This window comes from Oceaniglobus ichthyenteri, assembly GCF_003057885.1.
GTDB lineage: Bacteria > Pseudomonadota > Alphaproteobacteria > Rhodobacterales > Rhodobacteraceae > Oceaniglobus > Oceaniglobus ichthyenteri.
The window spans coordinates 86,837-111,844 of record NZ_QAGK01000011.1 but is presented as its reverse complement, the minus strand read 5'-3'; the positions used below and the strand labels follow the sequence as shown (position 1 = coordinate 111,844).

The 25,008-nt window shown below is 57.5% G+C and carries 24 protein-coding genes, 2 tRNA genes and 1 pseudogene; 9 read left to right on the top strand and 18 right to left on the bottom strand.

The window, feature by feature from the left end; genetic code table 11:
* Window positions 1–42: 42 nt before the first annotated feature.
* From rpoB to C8265_RS15540, 9 genes are all read right to left on the bottom strand, one after another.
* The gene (gene rpoB / locus C8265_RS15580) at window positions 43–4,185 is read right to left on the bottom strand and encodes a DNA-directed RNA polymerase subunit beta (protein ID WP_108484940.1); all 4,143 of its coding nucleotides are present in this window, start codon (window positions 4,183–4,185) and stop codon (window positions 43–45) included.
* Window positions 4,186–4,417: 232 nt separating this feature from the next.
* On the bottom strand, window positions 4,418–4,798 hold the full coding sequence (rplL, locus tag C8265_RS15575; protein ID WP_108484939.1) for a 50S ribosomal protein L7/L12: 381 nt from the start codon (window positions 4,796–4,798) through the stop codon (window positions 4,418–4,420).
* Between the two features lie 69 nt (window positions 4,799–4,867).
* Window positions 4,868–5,383: a 50S ribosomal protein L10 gene (rplJ, locus tag C8265_RS15570; protein WP_108484938.1), complete on the bottom strand. Its 516-nt coding sequence runs from the start codon at window positions 5,381–5,383 to the stop codon at window positions 4,868–4,870.
* Window positions 5,384–5,772: 389 nt separating this feature from the next.
* The gene (gene rplA / locus C8265_RS15565; protein ID WP_108484937.1) at window positions 5,773–6,471 is read right to left on the bottom strand and encodes a 50S ribosomal protein L1; all 699 of its coding nucleotides are present in this window, start codon (window positions 6,469–6,471) and stop codon (window positions 5,773–5,775) included.
* Between the two features lies 1 nt (window position 6,472).
* Entirely contained in the window at window positions 6,473–6,922 is a 450-nt protein-coding gene (rplK, locus tag C8265_RS15560) for a 50S ribosomal protein L11 (protein ID WP_108484936.1), read from the bottom strand.
* 92 nt (window positions 6,923–7,014) lie between these two features.
* Window positions 7,015–7,548 carry a transcription termination/antitermination protein NusG gene (gene nusG, locus C8265_RS15555; RefSeq protein ID WP_108484935.1) on the bottom strand — a complete coding sequence of 178 codons (534 nt, stop codon included), beginning with the start codon at window positions 7,546–7,548 and terminating at the stop codon, window positions 7,015–7,017.
* A 137-nt stretch (window positions 7,549–7,685) separates the two neighbouring features.
* Complete coding sequence (secE, locus tag C8265_RS15550; protein WP_108484934.1) at window positions 7,686–7,886, bottom strand: preprotein translocase subunit SecE; 201 nt, start codon at window positions 7,884–7,886, stop codon at window positions 7,686–7,688.
* A 181-nt stretch (window positions 7,887–8,067) separates the two neighbouring features.
* Window positions 8,068–8,143 (bottom strand) — tRNA-Trp (locus C8265_RS15545).
* Between the two features lie 151 nt (window positions 8,144–8,294).
* On the bottom strand, window positions 8,295–9,167 hold the full coding sequence (locus tag C8265_RS15540; RefSeq protein ID WP_108484962.1) for a TIGR01459 family HAD-type hydrolase: 873 nt from the start codon (window positions 9,165–9,167) through the stop codon (window positions 8,295–8,297).
* A gap of 209 nt (window positions 9,168–9,376) precedes the next feature.
* On the opposite strand from C8265_RS15540, the gene C8265_RS15535 reads away from it, so the two are divergent.
* Both C8265_RS15535 and C8265_RS19805 read left to right on the top strand, forming a co-directional pair.
* A tRNA-Gly gene (locus C8265_RS15535) sits at window positions 9,377–9,450 on the top strand.
* Between the two features lie 161 nt (window positions 9,451–9,611).
* Window positions 9,612–10,166, top strand: a complete 555-nt coding sequence (locus C8265_RS19805; RefSeq protein ID WP_240611111.1) for a hypothetical protein — start codon at window positions 9,612–9,614, stop codon at window positions 10,164–10,166.
* Between the two features lie 644 nt (window positions 10,167–10,810).
* Here C8265_RS19805 and C8265_RS15525 read toward each other — a convergent pair.
* Window positions 10,811–11,031 (bottom strand): annotated as a pseudogene (locus C8265_RS15525) (integrase core domain-containing protein); the annotation flags it as partial.
* A gap of 55 nt (window positions 11,032–11,086) precedes the next feature.
* Here C8265_RS15525 and tnpA point away from each other — a divergent pair.
* On the top strand, window positions 11,087–11,491 hold the full coding sequence (gene tnpA, locus C8265_RS15520) for an IS66-like element accessory protein TnpA (protein ID WP_108484933.1): 405 nt from the start codon (window positions 11,087–11,089) through the stop codon (window positions 11,489–11,491).
* Window positions 11,492–11,565: 74 nt separating this feature from the next.
* Here the strand turns inward: tnpA and C8265_RS15515 are convergent, their stop codons facing one another.
* Window positions 11,566–11,988, bottom strand: a complete 423-nt coding sequence (locus C8265_RS15515; protein ID WP_108484932.1) for a hypothetical protein — start codon at window positions 11,986–11,988, stop codon at window positions 11,566–11,568.
* Window positions 11,989–12,508: 520 nt separating this feature from the next.
* Between C8265_RS15515 and C8265_RS15510 the strand changes: the two genes are divergently transcribed.
* The gene (locus C8265_RS15510) at window positions 12,509–14,047 is read left to right on the top strand and encodes a hypothetical protein (protein WP_108484931.1); all 1,539 of its coding nucleotides are present in this window, start codon (window positions 12,509–12,511) and stop codon (window positions 14,045–14,047) included.
* 680 nt (window positions 14,048–14,727) lie between these two features.
* Here the strand turns inward: C8265_RS15510 and C8265_RS20010 are convergent.
* Entirely contained in the window at window positions 14,728–14,880 is a 153-nt protein-coding gene (locus C8265_RS20010; RefSeq protein ID WP_420818874.1) for a BrnA antitoxin family protein, read from the bottom strand.
* Between the two features lie 401 nt (window positions 14,881–15,281).
* Between C8265_RS20010 and C8265_RS15495 the strand changes: the two genes are divergently transcribed.
* From C8265_RS15495 to C8265_RS15480, 4 genes are read left to right on the top strand one after another with little or no spacing between them, the layout of a single operon-like run.
* Window positions 15,282–15,725 (top strand): MaoC family dehydratase, encoded by a 444-nt coding sequence (locus C8265_RS15495; RefSeq protein WP_108484927.1) that lies wholly within the window; start codon window positions 15,282–15,284, stop codon window positions 15,723–15,725.
* A gap of 39 nt (window positions 15,726–15,764) precedes the next feature.
* Window positions 15,765–16,703, top strand: a complete 939-nt coding sequence (locus C8265_RS15490; protein ID WP_108484926.1) for a bifunctional riboflavin kinase/FAD synthetase — start codon at window positions 15,765–15,767, stop codon at window positions 16,701–16,703.
* A complete protein-coding gene (locus tag C8265_RS15485) occupies window positions 16,696–17,166 on the top strand; it encodes a YcgN family cysteine cluster protein (protein WP_108484925.1) in 471 nt (156 codons plus the stop codon). Before C8265_RS15490 ends, C8265_RS15485 begins: the two co-directional genes overlap by 8 nt.
* Entirely contained in the window at window positions 17,166–18,188 is a 1,023-nt protein-coding gene (locus tag C8265_RS15480; protein ID WP_108484924.1) for a threonine aldolase family protein, read from the top strand. Before C8265_RS15485 ends, C8265_RS15480 begins: the two co-directional genes overlap by 1 nt.
* Before the next feature lie 13 nt (window positions 18,189–18,201).
* Here C8265_RS15480 and C8265_RS15475 read toward each other — a convergent pair whose 3' ends face one another.
* Complete coding sequence (locus tag C8265_RS15475; protein ID WP_108484923.1) at window positions 18,202–18,795, bottom strand: 2-hydroxychromene-2-carboxylate isomerase; 594 nt, start codon at window positions 18,793–18,795, stop codon at window positions 18,202–18,204.
* 106 nt (window positions 18,796–18,901) lie between these two features.
* On the opposite strand from C8265_RS15475, the gene C8265_RS15470 reads away from it, so the two are divergent.
* Complete coding sequence (locus C8265_RS15470) at window positions 18,902–19,918, top strand: ribose-phosphate pyrophosphokinase (protein ID WP_108484922.1); 1,017 nt, start codon at window positions 18,902–18,904, stop codon at window positions 19,916–19,918.
* Between the two features lie 75 nt (window positions 19,919–19,993).
* On the opposite strand, the gene C8265_RS15465 is transcribed toward C8265_RS15470, so the two are convergent.
* The 5 genes from C8265_RS15465 to ccoG form a co-directional block, all read right to left on the bottom strand.
* On the bottom strand, window positions 19,994–20,344 hold the full coding sequence (locus C8265_RS15465; protein ID WP_126623182.1) for a hypothetical protein: 351 nt from the start codon (window positions 20,342–20,344) through the stop codon (window positions 19,994–19,996).
* Window positions 20,345–20,421: 77 nt separating this feature from the next.
* Window positions 20,422–20,580, bottom strand: coding sequence for a cbb3-type cytochrome oxidase assembly protein CcoS (gene ccoS, locus C8265_RS15460; RefSeq protein WP_108484920.1), 159 nt, complete (start codon window positions 20,578–20,580; stop codon window positions 20,422–20,424).
* Window positions 20,577–22,700: a heavy metal translocating P-type ATPase gene (locus C8265_RS15455; protein WP_108484919.1), complete on the bottom strand. Its 2,124-nt coding sequence runs from the start codon at window positions 22,698–22,700 to the stop codon at window positions 20,577–20,579. Before C8265_RS15455 ends, ccoS begins: the two co-directional genes overlap by 4 nt.
* On the bottom strand, window positions 22,697–23,152 hold the full coding sequence (locus tag C8265_RS15450) for a FixH family protein (protein ID WP_108484918.1): 456 nt from the start codon (window positions 23,150–23,152) through the stop codon (window positions 22,697–22,699). Before C8265_RS15450 ends, C8265_RS15455 begins: the two co-directional genes overlap by 4 nt.
* A complete protein-coding gene (ccoG, locus tag C8265_RS15445) occupies window positions 23,152–24,777 on the bottom strand; it encodes a cytochrome c oxidase accessory protein CcoG (RefSeq protein ID WP_108484917.1) in 1,626 nt (541 codons plus the stop codon). Before ccoG ends, C8265_RS15450 begins: the two co-directional genes overlap by 1 nt.
* Between the last annotated feature and the right edge of the window lie 231 nt (window positions 24,778–25,008).

Below are 25,008 nucleotides of genomic sequence, written 5' to 3'. Positions count from 1 at the left end.
AGATGGCAAAGGGGGTGGCGGGGTTTCCCCCGCCGACCGCCGCTATTCCTCATCTTCTTCCGCATCCAGGAGTTCCATGTTCAGGCCGAGGCCACGCACTTCTTTGACCAGCACGTTGAACGATTCCGGCACGCCAGCCTCGAAGTTGTCTTCGCCTTTGACAATGCTTTCATACACTTTGGTCCGGCCGGCCACGTCATCGGATTTCACCGTCAACATTTCCTGCAGGGTGTAAGCGGCGCCATATGCTTCCAACGCCCAAACTTCCATCTCACCAAAACGCTGTCCGCCAAACTGGGCCTTACCGCCAAGGGGCTGCTGGGTGACCAGCGAGTATGGCCCGGTGGAGCGTGCGTGAATTTTGTCATCAACCAGGTGGTGCAGTTTCAGCAGGTATTTGACACCTACCGTCACCTTGCGCGCGAACTCTTCGCCCGTGCGGCCATCAAACAAACGCGACTGGCCCGATGTATCAAATCCGGCGCGGGTCAGGGCGTCGTTCACATCGACCTCTTTCGCGCCGTCGAAAACCGGCGTGGCAATCGGGACACCGCGAGTCACATTGCGGGCGGCATCGACGATCTGTTTTTCGTCCATGTCGTGCAACACTTCGTCATGCACATCCTGACCATAGGCAATCTTCATCGCATCGCGCACCGGAGTCAGATCACCCGAGCGGCGATAGTCACCCAAGGCATCATCGATCTTGATGCCAAGGCCACGCGCCGCCCAACCCATGTGGGTTTCCAGAATCTGACCGACGTTCATCCGTGACGGAACACCCAGAGGGTTCAACACGAAATCGACCGGCGTGCCGTCTTCCAAAAATGGCATGTCTTCTATTGGAACAACCTTGGAAATCACACCTTTGTTGCCGTGGCGCCCGGCCATCTTGTCGCCCGGCTGCAGCTTGCGCTTTACCGCGACGAACACTTTGACCATCTTCATCACGCCCGGTGGCAGATCATCGCCCCGGCGTACCTTTTCGACCTTGTCTTCAAAACGCGCATCCAGCGCCTTTTTCTGAATGTCGAACTGCGCATGCAGGGCTTCAACCTGGGCTGCTTCCTGCTCTTCCGCCAGGGCAAGTTGCCACCACTGACCACGGGTCAGTTGATTATCCAACAGATCGTCGGAAATCATCGTGCCGGGTTTCACGCCACGGGGGCCTTTCACGGCTTCGCGGCCTTCAATCATCCCACGCAGACGGGCATAGATGTTGCGCTCAAGAATTGTCAGCTCGTCGTCCCGGTCACGGGCCAGGCGTTCCACCTCTTCGCGCTCAATCTGCAGGGCGCGTTCGTCTTTTTCGACGCCGTGCCGGTTGAACACCCGCACTTCGACGACAGTACCGAAATCACCCGGCGGCAGACGCAGGGATGTATCACGCACATCGCTGGCCTTTTCGCCAAAGATCGCGCGCAACAGCTTTTCTTCCGGGGTCATCGGGCTTTCGCCTTTGGGTGTGATCTTACCCACCAGAATATCCGCTGGCCCAACCTCGGCCCCGATATAAACGATGCCGGCCTCATCGAGGTTGCGCAACGCTTCTTCGCCCACGTTGGGGATATCACGGGTGATTTCCTCTGGGCCCAGTTTCGTATCGCGCGCCGCCACTTCGAATTCATCGATATGGATCGAGGTGAACACGTCGTCGCGGGTGATCCGCTCGGAAATCAGGATCGAGTCTTCGTAGTTATAGCCGTTCCAGGGCATAAACGCGACAACCACATTTTTGCCCAAGGCCAGTTCACCCATGTCGGTGCTTGGCCCATCGGCAATCACTTCGCCGCCGCGCACATAATCACCGACCTTTACCAAAGGCCGCTGATTGATACAGGTGTTCTGGTTGGACCGCTGGAATTTGCGCAGCCCGTAAATATCGACGCCCGCATCGCCCAATTCCAGATCTTCGGTGGCACGCACCACGATCCGGGTCGCATCGACCTGATCGATGATACCGCCACGGCGCGCCATGATCGCCGCGCCGGAATCCCGCGCCACGACTTCTTCGATCCCGGTGCCGACGAACGGCGCCTCGGCCTGCAACAAAGGCACGGCCTGACGTTGCATGTTCGATCCCATCAGCGCGCGGTTGGCGTCATCGTTTTCAAGGAACGGAATCAGCGATGCCGCAACCGAAACCAACTGTTTCGGCGACACGTCAATCAGATCGACCGATTCGGAGGGGGCCAGCATATAATCGCCCGACTGGCGGGTGCTGACCAATTCGTTGACGAATTTCATATCGTCATCGAGGTTGGCGTTGGCCTGTGCCACGGTGTGGCGCATTTCCTCGGTGGCCGACATATAATGCACTTCGTCAGTCACCTGGCCGTCTTTGACCACGCGGTACGGCGTTTCGATAAAGCCGTATTTGTTGACCCGCGCAAAGGTGGCCAGGCTGTTGATCAGACCAATGTTCGGGCCTTCGGGCGTTTCAATAGGGCACATCCGGCCATAGTGGGTTGGATGCACATCGCGCACCTCAAACCCGGCGCGTTCGCGGGTCAAACCGCCCGGCCCAAGGGCCGACAGGCGGCGCTTGTGCGTGACTTCGGACAGGGGGTTGGTTTGGTCCATGAACTGCGACAGCTGGGACGAGCCGAAGAATTCGCGCACAGCCGCAGCCGCCGGTTTGGCGTTGATCAGATCCTGTGGCATCACCGTGTCGATTTCAACCGAGGACATACGTTCCTTGATCGCACGCTCCATGCGCAGCAGGCCGACGCGATACTGATTTTCCATCAATTCACCGACCGAGCGCACCCGGCGGTTGCCCAAATGGTCGATATCGTCGATATCGCCACGACCATCGCGCAAATCGACCAACGCTTTGATACAGGCAACGATATCTTCACGACGCAAGGTGCGCACCGTGTCTTCGGCATCCAGATCCAGACGCATGTTCATTTTCACCCGGCCAACGGCCGAAAGATCATAACGCTCGCTATCAAAGAACAATGTGTCAAACAGGTTCGACGCCGCCTCGACGGTGGGTGGCTCGCCCGGGCGCATGACGCGATAGATGTCCATGAGCGCGGTATCGCGGCCCATGTTCTTATCAATCGCCATGGTGTTGCGCATGTATGGGCCGTGGTTGACGTTATCGATATCAAGACACGGAATTTCGGTGATGCCAGCCTCAAGCAGCTCATGCAGGGTGCCGCCGGTCACTTCGCCTTCTTTATCAACTTCCCAAGTCAGCTCATCACCGGCCTCGGCATAGATCGCGCCGGTTTCTTCGTTGATGATGTCCTTGGCGACATAGCGGCCCACAATCTGATCAAACGGGATCAGCAGTTCGGTAACCTTGCCCTCGTCGATCAGCTTTTTAACCGCGCGCGGGGTGACTTTTTTGCCGGCTTCGGCGATGATTTCGCCGGTGGCAGCATCCACCAGATCGTGGCCCGGGCGGGTACCGCGTGCACGTTCGGGGAAGAATTTCGTCACCCAGCCTTTGCCACGATCCAGCCGGAAATCGACCGTATCGTAATAGGCATCCATGATCGCCTCCTGGTCCAGACCAAGAGCGTACAACAGGGTTGTCACCGGCAATTTACGGCGGCGGTCAATGCGGCAGAACACGATGTCTTTGGCGTCGAATTCAAAATCCAGCCACGAGCCGCGATAGGGAATGATCCGGCAGGCAAACAGCAATTTGCCCGAGCTGTGGGTTTTGCCCTTGTCATGGTCAAAGAACACACCGGGCGAGCGGTGCATTTGCGACACGATCACGCGTTCGGTGCCGTTGACGATGAATGTACCGTTGTGGGTCATCAAGGGCATGTCGCCCATGAACACGTCTTGTTCCTTGATGTCTTTCACCGATTTGGCGCCGGTGTCTTCATCCACATCGAACACGATCAGACGCAGCGTCACTTTCAGCGGCGCGGCATAGGTCATGTCGCGCTGCTGACATTCCTCAACATCGTATTTCGGCTTTTCCAGCTCGTATTTGACAAATTCCAGAACGGCGGTTTCGTTGAAATCCTTGATCGGGAAAACCGATTGGAACACGCCCTTGATGCCTTCGCCATCCATCGGATCAGGCTGATCGCCCGACCGCAGGAACAGATCATAGGAAGATTTCTGAACCTCGATAAGGTTCGGCATTTCCAGAACTTCACGGATCTTACCGTAATATTTGCGCAAGCGTTTCTGGCCGAGGAATGTTGAAGCCATGTGGCAACACCTTTCTTTTCGCTGGCCGTTCACCGGTGGGCGGCGGTGAAAGGCCCTGACGAAATGCGGGGTTCAGATCCATACCTGGCCGCCTTCCCACAGGCGACCTCCCGATCCTGAACCGCGACTGGGGAAACGCTGTGTCACACAGCCCTTCCCAAGACGCGGGCGGCTGGCCCCGGAAACCTCCGGGACCAGCCATTCATCATTCGTTAAGGCAAAAGCCCATAAATTACTTCAGCTCGATCTCGGCGCCGGCTGCTTCCAGCTTGGCTTTGATGTCTTCGGCTTCGGCTTTGGCAACGCCTTCCTTGACGGGCTTGCCGCCGGCTTCGACCAGATCCTTGGCTTCTTTCAGGCCCAGGCCGGTGATGGCGCGGACTTCCTTGATGACGGCGATCTTCTGGGCGCCAGCGGCCTTCAGGATCACGTCAAATTCGGTCTGCTCTTCAGCAGCCGCACCGCCAGCGTCGCCAGCAGGACCGGCCATCATAACAGCGCCGCCTGCGGCGGGCTCGATGCCGTACTCATCCTTGAGGATGGTTTTCAGTTCTTGTGCTTCGAGAAGGGTCAGACCCACAATCTCTTCTGCCAGTTTCTTCAGATCAGCCATTTTGCTTTCCGTTCTTTCAGATGTGTTCCAACGTGCGTTATTACAACCCCACGCCGATTAACTGTTGCTTTACGCGTCTTCGCGTTCCTCGATCGTGGTGAGGATGCTTGCGATATTGCTTGCTGGCGCGCCAATGGCCCCGGCGATGTTTGCGGCAGGCGCGGCGATGCAACCCACGATGGAGGCAATAAGCTCCTCGCGCGAAGGCATGGCTGCGACGGCTTTGACACCGGCTGGATCCAAGGCCGTTCCACCCATCGACCCGCCCAAAACAACCAGTTTGGGGTTGGTCTTGGCGTAATCGTCAACCACTTTGGCGGCTGCCACAGGGTCTTCGGAATAGGACAGAACGGTCATGCCCGTTAGAAGATCGGCCAACGTGGCGGAGTCACTTCCTTCAAGGGCGATTTTGGCGAGCTTGTTCTTGGCAACACGCACAGATCCGCCTGCTTCGCGCATACGCGCGCGCAGATCCTGCATTTCGGCAACTGTCATACCGGCGTAGTGGGCAACCACAACGACGCCAGAGCTTTCAAAGATTTGGCCGAGTTCCTCGACCACTTTCTCTTTCTGGGCTCTATCCACAGTTTCACTCCAAGTTCTGGCGGGCGAACCCACCGGATGAAGGGTCACCCCCTCGGCTCATGTTCGGCCCCCGTTACCGGCGGCCAAAGTCCTAGATGAACGGGGTAAAGACAAAACCACCCAAGGAAACCTCAGGAAAATTCGACTGTTCCCGTCTATGGCAGGGTATTAAGATCGCGGTTGCGACCACCCACCGTCTTGGACGAAGAACGGGGGTGCCGAATCTCGGACCCCCGTGAGAAGCCTCAATAAGGGGATGTGGCGACATTGCCAACCCCAGTTGCGCAATTATCTTGGGTCAACCCGATGAAAAAGGCCCGCCGCATCGCTGCGCCGGGCCATTTGTCGTGTTCGCACAGGTTTGGCGCGGGGTCGCGCCAAATCCGGGCTTAGTTTCCGGTGGCGTTGGCCACATCCAAAGTCACACCAGGGCCCATGGAAGAGGTCAGATTGACACCCTTCATATATGTGCCCTTGGCGCCTGTCGGTTTGGCTTTGCTTACGGCGTTTACAAACGCGCGCACGTTTTCCACCAACTGGGCTTCGTCGAACGATGCCTTGCCAACACCGGCATGAACCACACCGGCCTTTTCGGCCTTGAACTGAACCTGGCCGCCTTTGGCCGATTCAACCGCTTCCTTGACATCCATGGTCACGGTGCCGATTTTCGGGTTCGGCATCAGGTTGCGGGGGCCAAGGATTTTGCCCAAACGGCCAACGATCGGCATCATGTCAGGTGTCGCGATGCAACGGTCAAAGTTGATATTGCCGGCCTGAACCTGCTCCATCAAATCTTCGGCACCGACGACGTCGGCCCCTGCGGCGGTTGCTTCTTCGGCCTTGGCGCCGCGCGCGAACACTGCAACGCGCACGGTTTTACCGGTACCGTTGGGCAGGTTCACCGTGCCGCGCACCATTTGGTCCGCGTGGCGCGGATCAACACCCAGGTTCAGAGAAATTTCGATGGTTTCATCGAATTTCGCTGTGGCGTTGGCTTTTACCAGCTTGACCGCGTCTTCGACGGTCAGATTGGATTTGCCAGCAAAGGCGGCGCGGGCGGCGGTGGTGCGTTTTCCGTGTTTTGCCATCTTACTTCACCTCGATGCCCATAGAGTTGGCCGAGCCAACAATGATTTTCATGGCGGATTCAACATCCGTCGCGCTCAGATCCTTCATCTTCGCTTCGGCGATTTCGCGCACCTGCTTGACCGTCACGGTGGCCACGGTGTTACGACCGGGAAGAGGCGAACCCTGAGGGCGATTCCGCTTGCCCTGTGGCTTCAGGCCGGCCGCTTTTTTCAGGTAATAAGCCGCAGGAGGCGACTTGATTTCCATCGTAAAGGATTTGTCCTGATAATAGGTGATGATCGTCGGGCAAGGCGCACCGGCTTCCATCTCCTGGGTCTTGGCGTTGAACGCCTTGCAGAATTCCATGATGTTGATGCCGCGCTGGCCCAATGCGGGGCCGACGGGTGGCGATGGGTTGGCTTTGCCAGCCGGGATTTGCAGCTTGAGACTGCCGACTTTCTTCTTGGCCATGGGGCCTTCTCCTTACAACGGTTTTTGGGCGCGCCCGCAAACCTTGGGTTGTCGTGGTCCGGTCAGGGGCCGCGGCCCCGCGCCTTCCACGCTTAGATTTCTTTCGAAACCTGGGTAAATTCCAATTCAACCGGGGTGGCCCGGCCAAAAATCGAAACAGTAACTTTCAGGCGCTGATGTTCGTCATCAACACTGTCGACCATGCCTTCGAACCCTTCGAACGGCCCATCGGCAACCTTGACCTTTTCGCCAATGTCGAACGAGATCAAAGTGCGCGGTGCATTCTCATTCTCTTCGACCCGGTTCAGAATCTGGTTCACCTCGGAATCGCGCATCGGCATCGGGCGGCCTTGGGGGCCAAGAAACCCGGTGACACGGTTGATCGAGTTGATCAGATGGTAACCCTGATCCGACATTTCCATGCGCACCAGCACGTAACCGGGCATGAAACGCCGTTCTGTCGGCACTTTTTTGCCGCGCCGCATCTCGATCACCTCTTCGGTGGGCACCAGCACTTCTTCGATTTCGTCTTCCAGACCCTTTTCGATCACCTCGGTGCGGATCTGTTCGGCGATCTTTTTCTCGAAATTCGAGAGCACGCTCACCGAATACCAACGCTTCGCCATAATACCCTCACCTTGCTCATCACGGATCTGCCCCCAATAAAAAACTGGCGCACCCTACGAATCGAGGCACGCCAATTGGGGAGTTCGTGCATCGGTTACCCGCCCTGCCCCGCGATATCAAGGGCAGATAGGCGTTTTCAGCCGAACATCTGCAACAGGCCCTGAAGACCAGTACGGATCAACAGGTCGACAATGAAAAAGAAAATCGCCGTGATCGTGGCCATGATGAACACCATCACTGTCGTTGTGATCACTTCGCGGCGCGTCGGCCACACAACCTTGGCGATTTCGGCGCGCACCTGCTGAAGAAACTGAAACGGGTTGGTCTTGCTGGCCATGCTGATAAATCCTTGTGTTGCGAAGGCATTTGCACGTCCCCGCCCCGATTATCAACCCCCAACAGCGTGTGGGCGCGGTTTCACCTGCCGGGCGTGGCGAAAATTCAGAAGACGCGGGCCGAGGTTGGATCATACAAAAAACACGGCAATCAACCGGGTCAACCCACGAGTATCGGAAAACTGGCAGGGGCTAGGGGACTCGAACCCATGACCCTCGGTTTTGGAGACCGATGCTCTACCAACTGAGCTAAACCCCTGCACTGACCCTGAGGTAAAACCATTCGCCAAGGAAATCAAGGTGGGAATTGCCACGCGAAACCGGGTTTTTCGGGGCGCGCCCGTTTTCAACAGGCAGCGCCGCCCATATTACCGGTCAAACTGCCCTGCCCCGAACCGATCCACCTGCGATCAGCGAAGTTGGCCAATAGCAAAGGTGGGGGTTGTTGTGGCTGTGGCCAAAAATTCCTGCAACGCGCCCGGGTCGGGTTGGTAATCGGTTCTGGTTTGCGCCGCAGCCAGGCCGCCGGTGATGAATAGCGAATCAAGGTCTTCGCCCATGGCGCCCTGAATATCGGTATTGATTCCATCCCCGATACACAGAATGCGGCGGTCCGGAATATCCTTTCCCAGTTCGATCATCCGACGCCGGGCCAGATCGTAAACACCGGGGTGGGGTTTGCCATACATCAGGGTTTCGCCGCCCATTTCGCGATAAAGCGCCGCCAGGGCCCCGGCGCACCACTCACGGGTATCGCCGCGGTCCACCACCACATCGGGGTTGGCGCACAGCATCGGCAAACCGCGGGCGATGGCGTGCAGAAACGTCGGCCGCATCACCGCCGGATCGGCGAACGAATCAAACGGGCTGGTGCATAGAATGCCGGTGGCGTCGTCAAGTTCGGTGCGCTGAATGGTGATCGGATCATCGACAATCCTGATCGGATCAAAAAAGATTTCGTCATGGGGTTGGCCGATGAAATAGACCTTGTCGCCGATGGCCCCCTGAAACATCGCCATGCGCGCGCTGTCGCCCGAGGTTGCGATGCTGTCCCAACAATCGCGCGGGGTTTGAAAACGGGCAAGCTGCGCCTCGACGCTGGCACGCTGGCGTGGCGCATTGGTCAGCAAAATCACCGTGCCACCATCGGATTTAAACGCCCGCAGCGCCGCAACCGCGGCATCATGGGCCTTTATGCCGTTGTGCAAACAGCCCCAAAGATCGCAAAATACCGCATCGTAAGAGGCCGAAATATCGGCGAGGGAGTCGATGATTTTTGTCATGGCTCTTTCATCCCGGAGGCTGCCACCCCCAACGCGCAGGGTGACGGCGATATATAAAAAACGATGGCTCGAGGTTAGCGGTTCGCCATCGCGCTGGCCAGATACGTTGCGCCCCTGGGCCAAGATGGCAATGGGTGGTTGAATGCAAAGACGCGGCAAAGCTTTTGACTTGCGCTTGGCAGACAGCGGCGTTATCCAATACCCGCTGTGCGGGCGTTGTGTAATGGTAAGACCCTTGCCTTCCAAGCAAGAGACGCGGGTTCGATTCCCGCCGCCCGCTCCAAAATCCCTCTTGCCATGGCGAAGCACGATCAAATAAGTCATTGATTTTTAACAGTAAGCCCAAATTTGGTCGCTCAAACACTCCAGTTTTGTCGTGTTTTTGCTACACATCCTGCTACGCATTTTGCACCTTGCCCGTCGTAGGGGGGCTGTGCTGCGATAGTGGTGGCCATGGCAAAACCGATTAAGCCGATCCTGCGCGGCACAACATACCACATCAAGAAGCGCGTTCCTCCGCGATCTTCCAGCATTGAGGACCGCGTGGAAATGTGGGTCAGCCTCAACACAGAAAGCTTGACCGAGGCCACGGCGAAGGCCCAGGGCGTTTGCGATACCATGGTCAGTGCATGGGAGGCGAAGCTGGCGGGAGACACAAAGGATGCCCAGGCCCGGTTCAAGACGGCACGCGATCTGGCGAAGTCACGCGGGTTTCGGTTCCTGCCCATTGACCGGGTTGCCGCCCTGCCCGCCGATCAGCTTCTTGAGCGCATCGAGGCGGTGGGGCGAACCCGCGCCGGTCGTCCTGACCGCTTCGACATGGAGGCAATCCTTGGTGGCGCGGCGCGGCCAAAAATAACCGTCAGTGCAGCGCTCGATCTGTTCTGGACGCTCGCGGAAGAACGCACATGGGGCAAAAGCAAAGACCAGGATCTGGAAGAATGGCCGCAAGAAGACAATCAGGAACTTCATCGACTTGATCAGGGATATTCCACTTGAGGACACCAACGGTGATGACGCGCTTGATTTCAAGAAATGGTGGAAGTGCCGGATACAGAATGAGGGGCTGACCATAAATTCTTCCAATAAATACAAGGGGATGCCTGCAAATTTCCTGAACCCTTGAATGAGCAAAAAAGACTTAACCTATCACTTCCGCTCACTGGCCTTTCGATCCGCGACGATACCGAAGTTACACGCGTCTCTTTTAGTCAAGACTGAATCAAAAGCACCCTGCTGGCGCCGGGGTCGCTGGACGGGCTGAACCTTGAGGCATTTCAGGCATGTCCTGACGGGTTTCCACGATACCGGGATAGCGGGGGTTATCGGGGTTGTTGAATAAGTACCTCCACAACAACATCACCCTGCCAACGCCCGTGCACACCATGTATTGTCTGCACCATTCGTTTGAGGATCGGCTTTTAGCCGCAGGCGTTGACGAGCGGATAAGGCGCGCCCTCATGGGTCACAAGCTGACACACGAGCGATATGGCGACGGGGCGTCTCTTGCGCATCTGCATGAGATTGTGAGTGAGGTGGCGATCTAGGGTGCCTCCATCACACATCTGGAGAAATCTGATCAGTCAGCAACTTAGGCCGCATGGGGTAATTCCCCCATTTTTAATGGGGCTCAGCCGTTGAATTCAGGCGGCTGTTTTCATTTTCATTGCGGGTGTGATGCCGCCGATGCCCATGTTGGGTCGCTCGTTGTTATATGTCCAGAGCCATTCTGTGGCCTGATCCTGTGCCTCCTCAATGGTTTCAAAGATGTATTGGTAAGCCATTCACCTCGAACTACGCGGTTGTAGCGTTCGATATAGGCGTTCTGCTGGGGCTTTCCGGGTTGGATATAGTTGAGCCGTAAGCCTCCGGCGGCGGCCGTCTGATTTCGGGATCGATCCGATGGTAAGTCCGACCTTATGTCCGACTTTATCAACCGCCCTCAAATCGAAGTTCTTTCCGCCGCTGACGGTGATCGCCGCCGGTATTGGCCAGATGATGATAAACTGCGCATTGTGGATGAAAGCTTTATCGGCCACCGCCAGGCGGCAGCCACAGCGCGGCGGCATGGCATTTGCCGGTCGCTGCTGACAACCTGGCGGCGGCAGTACCGAAACGGTGAGCTTGGGTCTTCTCGCCCGGTATCGTTCGCGCCGGTGACCGTGACGAAAGCGCCCGCGCTGCAGACCAATTCAGTCGATCCCTGTCCGCCTCCGGGCTCTCAGGTTGAGATAGCCCCGCCGAACGGGCGCCGGGTCACCGTGCCGGTGGGCGTGGAGTCCGAATCGCTTGCGCGGATCTTGGCAGTGGTGGACGGGCACTGATCGCGCTTCCGGCGGGCGTGAAGGTTGGGTCGCGGGCAGCCCGTCGCCGTGAATGCGCAGCATCAGGGCAACCGTCATCCCCTCCCAGTCATAGGATGTTGACGCGCCAGGCCCAGCCGCCACGCGCCGAACCATATCGTTTTCATCCTCAAAAGCATGAACCCCCTCAGCCAGAGGATCATCATGTCGGCGACAGCAACAGGAATGCCGCCTGCGGGATCGGTGATCAGCATCCAGTCATGGCCGACCAGAGGTTGGATGCGCCGCATCACGCCTTCAGAGGGGCCAGTCCCACACCGGCGGAATAGCGGGAGCAGTTCCATAGGCGACAGCACGACCTTGCCTGCAATGATCTCCGCGCCACAGCAGACAGGCGGAATCCCGCTCAAAATGCGAATCCTGCCCGCATCAGCCCAACCAGCAATGTCAGCGATGTTGCAGCCCCAGCGCGCTGAGGCTTCATGAAGGGTGAAAAACACGCGGGGCGGCAAGGCCATGGCTAAAACCTCCTCAAAATGACCCGAGGATGATCTGAGCTCAAACCGTCTGCAGCCCGCGACGCGACGGCGCAGGGTAATTGTCTGGGTGGAACGACCTGGCGGGCGTTAACGCGCCTCTAGCGGCCGAATTTGTTTTTCCGATAGACCTGTTTTGCTTTTGGTTGAGGACCGCTCTCCCCACACGTGCAACCTGCACGGGTGCTCGATTCGGAGCAAGAGGGTCAAACGGACGAATCTGGGGAAAAAGCAAAGATGAGGTTGGTGGCAGCGTCTGCGACGGCATTGTGGCCATGCACGCGGCTGTTATTTCGGGCCGGAAGCAGACCTTTGCTGTAAGCGCGAAATTTGTGCCCTACAGTAAAAATTGGGCGTAGAATTTCAACAATGGACGCCCGATCAGCTTTTCCAAGATGAGGCGCTGAACCTACCTTAGTTGCTTTCAACTTCAGTGAATTTTTTGGTTTTGGTTTGACTGGCGTAGTTATAGGCTCCCTACAATATTATTATGAGAACAGACATGCCAACGTTTGAGGAGAACTTTGTTTTCGACGGTAGCCCGTTTGAACAGTACGTTGCAGAAAATGAACCCGATATCTTAGATTACGCTGTGGTTCTTCCTTACTTTGAGGTTGCAAAAAGGCGAGCTCTGACACCCTCTACTCATATTTTGTTTGGTGCGCGTGGATCAGGGAAATCAGCAACTCGCCTATCTACGGAGCGAGAGCTTTGGAGGAAACATGCTGATGGAGATGAAGTCCCATTGGTTGTACCGCTCGTCGATTTTTCGAGGCTGTTAGACAACGGTAATGTTGATGACGTGACTTCGGATGAGCTGATCAAAGAACTATCTTTTAGAGTGGTGGAAACACTACTACTTTGGGTTTCCGATCAGGACGACGCCGAAGATATAGTTGAACTATTGGAGCCAGACGAGTTGGCCCTGTTTTTATGTTTGGTGCGGGCGTTCTACCTCTCGGTGCCAGAAGCCAATCGGCGTGTAAGTCAGCGATCTGCAATGACGATTTTAAGGCAAAACTGGAAAAGCCGTACATCGAATTGGGTCAACAGAAAGTGGTCAGTTATTGCTCAGATGGTTGGAAGAGTTTCGTCGGGGTTGGCCGAAAAACATGCCAATACAGGAAGCTTAGAGGCCGAAATTTCAATTCTACTAAGCGAGAATGGTGCAATTCTATCAGGTACGGCCGTGCTCGCGAAATTGGTTGAAATCGCAAGGGTATTCGGGTTTTCAGGTATAGCAGTTTTTGTAGACAAGGTCGACGAGCATCCCAAAACCCAAAGCTCGCCCGAGACGTCTGCCCACTTGATATATCCACTTCTTGCACATGTCCAACTCATGGAGGTTGAAGGGCTTGGGTGGCAGTTTTTCCTTTGGGATCGCATGCGGGATCACTTAACCAGTGGACCGCTTGAAGTTCGGCTGGACAAGCTGGCTTTGAGCGAAGTGTCGTGGACGCCAGAATTTTTACGCGTGATGATCGATACACGGATTAGATTCTTTAGCTCAAATAGACTTAATGGGTTTGCAGACCTCGTTGAAGATGAGGATATGGCGGACGAAAAGATCGGCCAAATACTGGTTTTGGCCGTGAAGTCGCCGAGAGAGATCATTCGCCTACTTGATACCGTTGCGAGAGAGTTTGATGCAACACATGCATTGTCAGACAATCGCCTCTTTATTTCTGAGAACGACTTAGATATTGGAATGGATAAATATGTCTCCGATGTAATTTGGTCGCTATATGACAAAGACATCCTGAGTCAAATATTACGGTTGGATAAGACTACCTTTATTAACAAAGAAGTTCAGCAAGCTTTCAAATTTAGCGCAGGCGGCGCGACAAACCGAATTGTGAAGTGGCAAGACTCTGGGGCAATATCGCTCAACGGTAAGCGCGAAGCAGAGGGCGGAGCGGGTGGGAAGCCGTCAAATGAGTATTCAATTGCAGATCCGCGCATCGAGCGACTTGCAAGCAGACGGCTGTATGATGAGCAAGTCCTAACTGAAGCGTCTATTGATTTACTTCAAGAGCTCTAAGCCGGGCCCCAGTTGTAGTAAGCGCAAATTCATGGAGGCTTAAACCCAACGTCCGCAATAGGCCGAAACCGATTATGACCAGTGCACCACCGGTCAGCTTACATCAACGCCACATCAACCTGCGACTGCGTATTTCGCGCAGGTTTTGCCGGTAAATCCGTGCGAGTGCTGATGCTTGCAAAAGTGAAAATATCGCTCAATCAAAGGCTTGGCAGCTAAGTATTTGTTTTTCGTAAGTTATTGTAATTGTAGAGATTTCGGCTCACAACCTGAAGGTCGTAGGTTCAAATCCTACTCCCGCAATCAAAAAATAGCGCTAAATCAAAAGCTTAAATCCCGACCAAAACAGTCGGGCTTTTGCTTGCGCATTTTGTGTCAACGCTGTGTCAACGTTTGACGAGTCGCACGCGAAAACGATGCGAAACCACCCTTCCGCAACCGTTGAAAACGTCGCCAGCAACTGATAAGTAACTTAGCATGTTGACTTTAGCTCCTTCCCGCGACCCGCGGTCAACTGCGGTTCGCTTATTGTCGTAAATCCCGCGCTCGGGGATACCCGCGTGGCGCGCCCTCAGCCGGCTAGACCACGCGATTGCACGTCTCGCCATCATCGTGGCCGATAGCCTCGGGTCGATCATAGTGCGCGTCTGCCGCAACGGAGTTGGCGTCGGTGGGGCGGGTCATTGCGCCGCCCTCGCAGCATCAACAGATGCCCGCAAAACCGCGTGCATCCTTGAGAGGTGCCCAGGGCCATCGGCGCGAAAAAAATCAACTACGTCTCGGTCAGCACGCCTTAAGACCAGCACCTTCGGCGCCGGGGCCGGGGCCGTCATTCTGCTGGGTAGGAAGTCTGGGTTCACCATGTTATATTTGCTTCACATTTTGCTACGCAATACAGGCGCATACACAATAGCTAATGCGCATTATCGCTGCTAATCAACACTCAATCCGTTCGAGTTCGATTCCCGCCGCCCGCTCCAGCCCTTTCGTATAATTCATCTTGATGCTCTGCGCGCACGCGGCTTCATGCTGCATGCGCAGAAAAATTGCGCGGCAGGTGCGCAAACGCGGCGGGGTATGGGCATTGCCCAACCTCTCAGGTTCGCCAATCGTGGCTTGATGAATGTTCAAGGCAGAAAACGGGTTCAGATTTTTCTTGATTTCTGCACCTGCAAAGTAATATTGTTACCTCATAAAGTCAAAACGTGTCGCTTTATTGCGCGGAGGGGTTTCAATGCTTGATAACATGCCACGGGGAACAATCTGCATTGAAGATCTGGAAGTCGGGATGATGCGGCATCTGACCAAGCAAATCACCGACCGCGACATTGAATTATTTGCCGAGGTCAGTACCGATTATAATCCGGTTCACATGGATGATGATTACGCCCGCGACACCATCTTTGAAGGGCGAATCGCCCATGGCATGCTGACGGCCGGTCTGATCTCGGCGGTGATTGGCGAACAACTGCCGGGGCATGGCACCGTCTATCTGGGGCAATCGTTGAAATTTCTCGCCCCGGTGCGCCCCGGCGATGTGGTGCGCGCCGAAGTATCGGTTCTGGCGATTGATTACGCCAAACGTCGGGTACAGCTTGAAACCAAATGCCTGATTGACGGCAAACCGGTTTTGAAAGGCGAAGCCACGGTTTTGGCCCCCTCGCGCAAGTTCGACTGACCGCTTGCGCCGCCGCGCCTGCCCCGCTATCCGGTGCGCATGCGAATTATCCGTGATTATCAGTTTATTTCACCCCAGGATCGCGGCGCCAGCGTTGCAATCGGGAATTTCGATGGCGTGCATACGGGCCATCGGGCGGTCATTGATATTGCCCGCACCCATGCCACACGGCTCAACCGGCCCTTGGGCATTCTGACGTTCGAACCCCACCCACGGCAGGTGTTTGCCCCCGATGCCCCGCCCTTTCGCCTGATGAACGCCGAGGCAAAGGCAAACCGGCTGGCAAAGCTGGGCATCGAACGATTGTATGAAATCGCCTTTAATCGCGGCCTTGCCGCCCTGACGCCCGATGGGTTTGCGCGTCAGGTGATTGCCGATGGATTGGGCCTGTCCCATGTGGTGGTGGGTGCTGATTTCTGTTTTGGTCAGGGGCGCGCGGGCACCGCCGCCGATCTGCAAACCTATGGCGCTGAAATGGGGTTTGGTGTGACCATTGCGCCATTGCTTCAGGCCGATCAGGGCGCCGTGTCATCAACCCGGATTCGCGAAGCGTTGAGCGCCGGCAAACCCCGTGACGCCGCCGCGATGCTGGGCCATCTGCACCGGATCGAAGGCGCGGTGATTCGTGGCCAGCAACGTGGCCGTGAATTGGGCTATCCCACCGCGAACATGTCGATCGCCGGACTGCACCCGCCTAAATTTGGCGTTTACGCGGTCAAGGTTGATGTTCTGACCGGCTCGCATCAGGGCAGTTATGACGCTGTCAGCTCAATCGGGGTGCGGCCGATGTTTGGCAATAACGAACCCAATATCGAAACCTTCCTGTTCGATTTCAAAGGCGATCTTTATGGTGCCCACCTGTCGGTTGCCCTGGTTGAATATCTGCGCGGCGAAGAGAAATTCGACAGCCTGCAAGCCCTGATCACCCAAATGGACGCCGACAGCGCCCAGGCGCGCGCGATTTTGGCCAATGTCTGACCCGATCAACCGCGATGGCCTGCGTGACCGGTTTTGGGAACGTATCCCCCTGAAAAACATGTCGAAAAAGGAATGGGAGGCCCTGTGCGACGGCTGCGGCAAATGCTGCCTGAACAAGCTTGAGGATGAGGACACCGGCGAAGTCGCCCTGACGCGCGTGGCCTGTCGCCTGTTGGATGGGGAAAGCTGCCATTGTTCGCAATACCCGATCCGCCATCAATTCGTACCCGAATGCATCACCCTGACCCCCGGCAATATCGGCAAGAACGCCTATTGGATGCCGACAACCTGTGCCTATCGCCTGTTGCACGAGGGCAAACAGCTGTTTCATTGGCACCCGCTGATTTCCGGCACGGCGCAGTCGGTTCATGATGCGGGCGTGTCGGTGCAGGGATTCACAATTCCGGAATTCGAAGTGCCCGAAGAAGAATGGGAAAATTATATCATCGAGGAGCCAACCTGATGTTTTTCGCCTCTGATAATGCGGGCCCGGCCCACCCTGCGGTGATGGAGGCATTGACCGCCGCCAATCAGGGGTTTTCTGCGGGATACGGCAATGATGCGATGATGGATCAGGTGCGCGATCAGATCCGCGATCTGTTCGAAGCCCCCGAAGCGGCGGTTTATCTTGTGGGCACGGGCACCGCTGCCAATGCCTTGTTGCTGGGTATCATGGCACAGCCATGGGATACGGTGTTTTGCGCCGATGCCGCCCATGTCGATGTCGATGAATGCGGCGCGCCGGAATTTTACACCGGCGGCGCGAAATTGTCGCAGGTCGCAACGGTTGATGGTAAAATGACACCCGAGGCCCTGAAAGCGGCCATCGCGCAACATCCGCGCGGGGTGGTGCACGGGGTGCAACCCGGCCCACTGACGATTACGCAGCTGACCGAATCCGGCACCTTGCACAGCCTGGCGGAATTATCCGACCTTACCGATGTGGCCCGCGATCACGGACTACCGGTGCATATGGACGGGGCACGGTTTGCCAATGCCATCGCCGCGCTGAATTGCACGCCTGCCGATATGACCTGGCGATTGGGGGTTGATACCCTGTCGTTTGGCGGCACCAAAAATGGATTGCTGGGGGTTGAGGCCGCGGTGATATTCGACCCCGCCAAGGCATGGGAATTTGAACTGCGCCGCAAACGTGGCGCGCATCTGTTTTCAAAACACCGCTATCTCAGCGCGCAAATGCACGCCTATCTGACAGATGATCTGTGGCTGACCATGGCGCGGGCGGCCAACGCGAATGCGGCCCGTTTGGCCGATGGGCTGCGTGCGGCGGGCCTGACGCTGAACTATTCGGTGCCGGGCAACATGATGTTCGTCGATCTGCCCGCACAAACCCATGCCCGTTTGCAAAAAGCCGGGGCTGTATATTTTGCCGATGAAACCGCGGATGGCACATTTCGCGCCCGTCTGGTGTGTGATTGGTCGATTGATCCGACCCTGATTGATCGGTTCATCGCGCTGTTGTAACCAACCCGCCCGCTTACCCCGCCAGATGCGCATCCAGATGGGCCAGCCGATCACCGCCCCAGAACCGCGCATCATCATCGGTAATATAGAATGGTGCGCCAAACACGCCCCGCGCCACTGCCTGTTCGGTATTCGCGGCATAGGTTTCGGCCCCTGCCAACAACCCCGAGTTGGCCAAATCAGGGTCAAACCCCGACGCCGTCAGACAATCGCGAATGACGGTGTCATCGGCAATGTCCAATTCTTCGGCCCAACAGGCGCGGGTGAATGCATGAACCAACGCCCCGACATCGCCGGTGCCCGCCGATTGCGCGGCAATGATCGCATAGGCCGACGGGGCCATGTTGGTGGGCCAATGGGCCGGCTTCAGATTGATCGGCATCTCAAGAAACTGCGCTGACCGCGCCAGATCCATCAGCCGATATTCCTGTCGTGAGATATGGCGATCTTTGGGCGCGGCACCGCCCGTGCGTGCAAAAACCTGCATCATGTCCACCGGTTTATAGGTGATCGTCGCACCGTGGCGCTGTGCGATCTCTTCCAGCCGGGTGCCCGCCAGATAGGTATAGGGCGAAGTTGTTGCAAAGAAATAGTCGATATGTGCCATTTTTCGTCATTCCCAGCCGCCAAAAGGTTTGCGTCACCCTAACCCCATGCTAAGCGGTGTCAACGTCACGATTCCGTCATGGAATGCCACCACGGGAACCCCTCTCATGCCAGCCATATCCGAACCCAAGTTGATCTCGGGCAATGCCAATCGCACTCTTTCAACAGCCATCGCGCGCCGCATGTCGATGCACCGCGGAATGAGCACAAAGTTGCTGGATGCCCGGGTCGAACGGTTCAACGACGCGGAAATCTTTGTCGAAGTGTTCGAGAATGTCCGTGGCGAAGATATGTTCATCATTCAGCCTACATCGAATCCGGCCAATGACAATCTCATGGAGTTGCTGATCATGGCCGACGCGCTGCGCCGGTCTTCGGCAGCGCGCATCACCGCCGTGATCCCCTATTTCGGCTATGCCCGTCAGGATCGCCGCACCAAGGCGCGCACGCCGATCACCGCCAAACTGGTTGCCAACATGATCGTTGAGGCAGGCATCGAACGGGTTCTGACCATGGATCTGCACGCCGCGCAAATTCAGGGGTTCTTTGATATTCCGGTGGATAACCTTTATGCCTCGCCGGTTTTTGCCCTGGATATCAAACATCAGTTCAAGGGCCGGATGGATGAGATGATGATCGTTTCGCCCGATGTGGGCGGCGTGGCCCGGGCCCGCGAATTGGCCCAACGGGTGGGCAGCCCGCTGGCCATCGTCGATAAACGCCGCGAAAAGGCCGGCGAAGTGGCCGAAATGACCGTGATCGGCGATGTGACCGACAAGGTGTGCCTGATTGTCGATGATATCTGCGACACCGCCGGGACATTGTGCAAAGCCGCCGAAGTGTTGATCGAAGCCGGCGCAAAAGAGGTGCACTCCTATATCACCCATGGCGTGCTGTCGGGCCCCGCAGTCGAACGGATCACCGGATCGGTGATGAAATCGCTGGTTATCACCGACAGCATTGAACCCACCGACGCCGTAAAATCCGCCGGCAACATCCGTATCGTGCCCACCGCGCCAATGTTCACCCAGGCGATTCTGAACATCTGGAACGGCACCAGCGTGTCATCCCTGTTTGATCCCGACACACTTGGCCCGATCTATGAAGGCATGTACAACGATTGAGCCTTTGGCCAATCGCGCCAGGATGCCCGCGCCAGTTCAATCAGATACAGCGGCGGCGCGGGTGTTTCCGCAAGATCAGGCCGAAGGCCCGCCGCCGCCCTTGACCAGCCCACCGTCGCGCGCCACGCGATAGCTGCGAAATGCCGCGCCGGTTCCACAGCGCACAATTAACCAGACGGCACCGTTGCCGGGGATCGCGGCGCAATCGCTGATATCCCCCCCGGTATCCTGGGCATAAATCGTGGCATAGGCGGCAATTGCTTCGGTTTCGCTGAGCGCGGCGATATCGCGGCCCAATGAAAACCCCAAGACCCCCGCGCACAGCGACAGCCCGACAATCATCCACAACACCGATTTCGGAAGTGGGATGCCGCCTTGCAAAAATCGCGGGGCGGGGCGCATCAGGCGATCGCGATCATGTGGCACAGGGCCGCGATCCGGGGGCGTATCGTTTTGATGATCATCACACATTCCCTTGACCAAACGCCACGGATTGCCCGGCATTATTCCTTTGGGGCGTTATCATCCTCATCAAACAGAATGCGCTGTGCATCGCCTTCCAGATCCTCAAACTGATCATTCTTCAACGCCCAGACAAACCAGACAAGCCACATCGTGCCCAAAGCCAAAGAAACCGGAACCAGAACGACCAGAATATTCATTTGCGTAACCTCAAAGCGTTCAGAAGCACCGAAATCGAGGATGTGGACATCGCCAGAGCCGCCATCAGCGGGGTGCAAAAGCCAAACAGCGCCAAGGGCACCGCCACCACATTATATATGGCGGCTGTGGCGAAATTTTCAACGATCCGTTTGCGCGCGCGCTTTGCCAGATCCAGCGCATCAGGCAACACCGCCACATCGGGGTTCAGCAACACCATGTCGCTGACCACCCGGGCCACATCCATCGCGCTGGCGGGTGCCATCGACACAAACGCACTGGCCAAGGCGGGCGTATCGTTCAGCCCGTCACCAACCATCAGCACCTTTCGCCCATTGGCCTTGAGCGCGTCAAGCACCGCCACCTTGTCTTCGGGGCGCATGTCTGCGCGCACATCGGCAATGCCGGCACGTGCCGCGATCCGGTCGGCGGCATGGGCGGTATCGCCGGTCAACAGAATGGTTTGCACGCCGGCCGCCTTTAATCCGCGCACGGCCTCGGCCACGCCAAGACGCATGGTTTCGCCCGTCGCCAGGGCCCGCGTGGCCGTGCCGATTTTCAATGTCGGGTTGCCGATGGTATTCAGCCACGCGCCCCGCCCCAAGGCAACCGGCGTGCCATCCCAACTGGCCTGCACGCCATTGCCGCTGATTTCTTCGATATGATCCAGATCGGCGGCAGGCAGATCGCCGGGCAACCCGGCCAACAACCCCCGCGCCACCGGGTGGGACGAGGCCAGCGCCAGCGCCTTGAGCACCGACATTTCATCGCGCGACAGCCCGGTTTGCGCCGCTGCGGCGCCATCGGTCAGGGTGCCGGTTTTATCAAACACCACACAGTCGACCTCGGCCAAACGCTCCAGCGCGGTGGCGTTTTTCAGCAATATCCCCTGACGGAACAACCGGCCCGACGCTGCGGTGCTGACCGCAGGCACCGCCAGCCCAAGGGCGCAGGGGCAGGTGATGATCAACACCGCAATCGCGATATTCAGCGACAGCCGCAAATCACCGCTGTACATCCACCAGCCCAGCAATGCGACCAAGGCCATGATATGCACGACCGGCGCGTAAACCGCCGCCGCACGATCGGCCAGACCCGAATATTTGTTGCGCGCGCTTTCGGCCACTTCGACCATTGCCGCCATGCGCCGCAATGTCGTGTCGGCCCCCACCGCCGTCACCCGCATTTCCAACGTACCGGTCAGGTTGACCTCGCCCGCGACCACGGTATCGCCGACACCGGCCGCCACAGGCGCGCTTTCGCCTGTCACCAACCCACGATCAAGGGTGGTGTGGCCCCGTGTCACGATCCCGTCGGTGGGCACCCGCATTCCGGCGGGAATGTGCAGGATATCGCCCAAGGCAACATCGGCAATCGGCACGGTTTCAACGCCGCGCGCCGTGATCTTGTCGGCGCGCGACGGCTCCAACGCCGCCAATTCGCGCGCCGCCGACCGGGCGGCAATACGCGTGCGGTGATCAAGATAGCGCCCGATCAGCAGGAAAAACGTCAGCGACAGCGCGGCATCGAAATAGGCATGCCGCCCGCTTTGCGCCGTTTCAAAAATCGACATCCCCGTGGCCAGGATCAGGGCCAGGGATATCGGCACCTCCATGTTCAGCCGCCCGGCCTTCAACGCCGACACCGCCGAATCGAAAAACGGCCGCCCGGCATAGGCCACGGCAGGCACGGCAATCACGGCCGAGATCCAGTGGAACATGTCGCGCGTCACCACATCGGCGCCAGACCACACCGAAACCGACAGCAACATCACGTTCATCATTGCAAAGCCTGATACGCCCATGGCGATCAGCAATCTGCGCCCCGTCGGGTCGGTTTCCTGACCCAGGGCCGAGCCGTCAAGCTCCAGTGCGTCATAGCCCGCCGCACGGATTGCCGCCAGGCAGGGCGCGGCACTGACGCCGGGTGCGGTTTCGATCCGCACCCGTTTCAGACCCAGGTTCACCCGCGCCGAAATCACCCCGTCAACATCGGCCAATGCCTGTTCCACCGCGCGCATGCAGGCGGCACAGTGGATCGTGGGCAGCGATATCTGCAATCCCCCTTCGGCCATCGGCGTTGTGTCGGGCATTGTCGCGCAGGCAGGGCAGGCCGTTGTCATTTCAGCACCTTGACGATCACACGCTGTTTGAATTCGGTGCCATCCTCGGCCAGGGCCACCAGACGCAGGTTCCAGTTTCCTTCGCCCAGATCGACATGGGACACAAAGCTTTGGCCATCAAAGGTGAAGTCCGGCGTCACATCCTGTGCCACATTGGTGGCCCGCCCCAACACGGCATAGGTGATATCGGGCTGTGCCACGCCGGTTTCGGTGCCAAAGGTCAGACGCAGGGTGCCGGATTGATCCAGCACCGCCGATACATCCCACCCCAATGCCTCTTGCGCGGCGCGATCACTGTCGAAATTTTGCGACGCAACGTAAGAGTTTTTCACCTCAAGCCCCGGAAATGTCGCCACCGCCTGAAACGCCAGGGTCAGGTTGACCGCGATGATCACGGCAAACATGCTGCACACAATAATCGCCACATGGCGCCCGGTCAGTTCTTTTTGCATCAGTTTGCCCTTCCGTTAAAGGTGGTTTCGCGGCCTGCCCGTTCGCCTGTTACCACATCTTCGACCCAAAGTCGCAGGTCGGTGTGGGCGCGGCTGGCGGCGGGTTCTTCGGGACGCGACGTGATATAAATCCGCTGTTGCAGGGTTTCCTGCGCCGGCACGATCACGGTATCTGCATCGCCTTCGCCCTCAAGCGTGATGGCAAATGTATCATCCGACGTCAGCAGCAGGCGGAATTCCCGGTCTTGTCCGGTCATATTACGCAAACGCAGGGTATAGGCGTTGCGCACGGCCCCATCCGACAGGGTGACATAGGTCGGGTTGCGCACCGGTTCGACGGTCAGGCCGATATCGCTGCGCACGAACAACGCCCAGACAAGGCCGATGCCAATCAATGTCCACAGGAATGTGTAAATAATCGTGCGCGGGCGCAGGATGTGCTTCCATACCGGTTTTGGTTTCCAATCGCCAACACCCGTGGTGATCACCGGGGCGGCCCCGGCATAGGGCGCGTCGGGAATGCGGCCTTCGACGGGCACGGTCACGGATCGGTCATCGGTTGAATCGGTTCCAAGGGGGCGCACCGCCGCCAAATCACCGCGCGCCGTGGGCGGCACATCATCCAGCGCCAGATAATCAATCAAACCACGGGGTTTGCCGATTTTGGCCATGATATCATCACAGGCGTCAATGCACAGCGCACAGGTGATGCATTCCATCTGCTGACCATCACGAATGTCGATGCCCATGGGGCAGACGTTGACGCAGGCCATGCAATCGATGCAATCGCCTACCTGTGCCTCGGGTTCGGGCGGCAGATCGCTTTCGGGTGTGCCATAGGCGGTGGCGGTGCGTGTGGCCGCAGCGGCGCGGGCGCCCTTGCGGTGCTTGCCGCGCGGTTCACCCCGCCAGTCACGGTAGCCAACGGTGAGCGTGCCTTCGTCCATCATCGCGCCCTGAATCCGCGGCCAGGGGCACATATAGATACACACCTGTTCGCGCATGAACCCGCCAAACACAAAGGTCGTGGCCGTCAGAATCGCGATGGTGGCATAGGCGACGCCCGGCGCACCGAAGGTGAACAGATCTTTGGCCAGGGTCGGCGCATCGGCAAAGTAAAACACCCAAGCCCCGCCCGTGGCCACGGCAATCACCAACCAGACCGACCATTTGCTAAGCCGCAGCATCCATTTGCGCGCATCCCATTTGGCGCGGTGCAGACGGATACGGGCGTTGCGGTCACCTTCGATCCAGCGTTCCACCAGAATGAACAGATCAGTCCACACGGTTTGCGGACAGGTATAACCGCACCACACCCGCCCCAAGGCCGAGGTGAACAGGAACAATCCCAGCCCCGCCATGATCAACAGTCCGGCGACGAAATAAAATTCGTGGGGCCAGATTTCGATCCAGAAGAAATAGAACCGCCGCCCCGCCAGATCGACCAAAACAGCCTGATCGGGCAAGGCAGGCCCACGGTCCCAACGGATCCAGGGGGTTAGATAGTAAATGCCAAGGGTGACAATCATGATCCACCATTTGAACTTACGGAAAAATCCGTTGACCCGGCGGGGAAAGATCGGTTCCCGTGCGGCGTAAAGCGATGGGGGGGTATCTGTGGCCATGGTGCGGCTCCGGTTTTATTCGCAATGCTGGTGTAAAGCTGAATTAGGCTGTTGGCCTTGATGCAGATCAACCAAACCGAACCTGTTCGCGGTTTCGGTCGATCCGGCGGCCAAGGCCATGAAAAGCGTTGATCGCATTACATTACACGTCAAATTGGGTATCGTCCTGCAGAATGTCAAAGGGCCCTTCTGACGCAGGGCACCGCCAATCTGCCTGACCCATATGAAAAC

Excerpts from the sequence above, each read along its gene's own strand:
- ccoG (WP_108484917.1), bottom strand. The coding sequence starts at position 24,777 with ATGGCCACAGATACCCCCCCATCGCTTTACGCCGCACGGGAACCGATC.
- ccoS (WP_108484920.1), bottom strand. The coding sequence starts at position 20,580 with ATGAATATTCTGGTCGTTCTGGTTCCGGTTTCTTTGGCTTTGGGCACG.
- C8265_RS15485 (WP_108484925.1), top strand. The coding sequence starts at position 16,696 with ATGTCTGACCCGATCAACCGCGATGGCCTGCGTGACCGGTTTTGGGAA.
- C8265_RS15470 (WP_108484922.1), top strand. The coding sequence starts at position 18,902 with ATGCCAGCCATATCCGAACCCAAGTTGATCTCGGGCAATGCCAATCGC.
- C8265_RS15515 (WP_108484932.1), bottom strand. The coding sequence starts at position 11,988 with ATGGCCTTGCCGCCCCGCGTGTTTTTCACCCTTCATGAAGCCTCAGCG.
- C8265_RS15540 (WP_108484962.1), bottom strand. The coding sequence starts at position 9,167 with ATGACAAAAATCATCGACTCCCTCGCCGATATTTCGGCCTCTTACGAT.
- rplL (WP_108484939.1), bottom strand. The coding sequence starts at position 4,798 with ATGGCTGATCTGAAGAAACTGGCAGAAGAGATTGTGGGTCTGACCCTT.
- tnpA (WP_108484933.1), top strand. The coding sequence starts at position 11,087 with ATGTCCGACTTTATCAACCGCCCTCAAATCGAAGTTCTTTCCGCCGCT.
- C8265_RS15475 (WP_108484923.1), bottom strand. The coding sequence starts at position 18,795 with ATGGCACATATCGACTATTTCTTTGCAACAACTTCGCCCTATACCTAT.
- C8265_RS15480 (WP_108484924.1), top strand. The coding sequence starts at position 17,166 with ATGTTTTTCGCCTCTGATAATGCGGGCCCGGCCCACCCTGCGGTGATG.
- secE (WP_108484934.1), bottom strand. The coding sequence starts at position 7,886 with ATGGCCAGCAAGACCAACCCGTTTCAGTTTCTTCAGCAGGTGCGCGCC.
- nusG (WP_108484935.1), bottom strand. The coding sequence starts at position 7,548 with ATGGCGAAGCGTTGGTATTCGGTGAGCGTGCTCTCGAATTTCGAGAAA.
- C8265_RS15510 (WP_108484931.1), top strand. The coding sequence starts at position 12,509 with ATGCCAACGTTTGAGGAGAACTTTGTTTTCGACGGTAGCCCGTTTGAA.
- rplK (WP_108484936.1), bottom strand. The coding sequence starts at position 6,922 with ATGGCCAAGAAGAAAGTCGGCAGTCTCAAGCTGCAAATCCCGGCTGGC.
- C8265_RS15495 (WP_108484927.1), top strand. The coding sequence starts at position 15,282 with ATGCTTGATAACATGCCACGGGGAACAATCTGCATTGAAGATCTGGAA.
- C8265_RS20010 (WP_420818874.1), bottom strand. The coding sequence starts at position 14,880 with ATGACGGCCCCGGCCCCGGCGCCGAAGGTGCTGGTCTTAAGGCGTGCT.
- rpoB (WP_108484940.1), bottom strand. The coding sequence starts at position 4,185 with ATGGCTTCAACATTCCTCGGCCAGAAACGCTTGCGCAAATATTACGGT.
- C8265_RS15455 (WP_108484919.1), bottom strand. The coding sequence starts at position 22,700 with ATGACAACGGCCTGCCCTGCCTGCGCGACAATGCCCGACACAACGCCG.
- C8265_RS15490 (WP_108484926.1), top strand. The coding sequence starts at position 15,765 with ATGCGAATTATCCGTGATTATCAGTTTATTTCACCCCAGGATCGCGGC.
- C8265_RS15450 (WP_108484918.1), bottom strand. The coding sequence starts at position 23,152 with ATGCAAAAAGAACTGACCGGGCGCCATGTGGCGATTATTGTGTGCAGC.
- rplA (WP_108484937.1), bottom strand. The coding sequence starts at position 6,471 with ATGGCAAAACACGGAAAACGCACCACCGCCGCCCGCGCCGCCTTTGCT.